The sequence below is a fragment of the Desulfobulbus alkaliphilus genome, from assembly GCF_016918545.1.
GTDB classification, from domain to species: Bacteria; Desulfobacterota; Desulfobulbia; order Desulfobulbales; family Desulfobulbaceae; genus Desulfobulbus; species Desulfobulbus alkaliphilus.
Genome location: NZ_JAFFQC010000242.1, coordinates 1 through 448, shown reverse-complemented (window position 1 = coordinate 448; position 448 = coordinate 1). Strand labels below are relative to the sequence as shown.

Here is a 448-nt window from a genome sequence, read left to right as displayed (position 1 = left end):
GCATCGGAGTTCTGGAGTTCCAGCGCGGTGAGCACATCGGCGTTGGCGTACCAGACGGCTTTCTGGCGCAGATGCTGGGGCATGCGGTTCTTGGCTTCGATGGTCAGCTTCTGCAGGTCCACGAAACCTTCCTCGCCCTTTCGCTTGCCCAGCGCGGCCACGGGCACGTTGGCGATGCGCACCACCCCGCGCCAGTCGCGCACGGCCAGACCGCAGCGCCAGTTGTATTTGTCGCCCGTGACCTGATATTTGCGGCCGTTATCGTCCTGCGCCATGTAGGTCTTGAGGTCTTCGTGGGAAAGGCCGCCGCGGCTGCCCTTGGGGTAGATGCCGTGCACGGACTGCGGTCCCCAGGAGACCAGCCAGAGCGACGTGCAGCCGCCGTCGCGGCCACCGGCATCCAGCACGTTCTCGGCATCGCTGGCCGGGTAGCGCATGGCCAGACCGT

The 448-nt window shown here is 66.1% G+C and carries 1 protein-coding gene; it reads right to left on the bottom strand.

The genetic code is table 11. The features are described from left to right. On the bottom strand, positions 1–437 hold a 437-nt coding region (locus JWG43_RS18330; protein ID WP_205244367.1), incomplete at its 3' end, for a major capsid protein. Between the last annotated feature and the right edge of the window lie 11 nt (positions 438–448).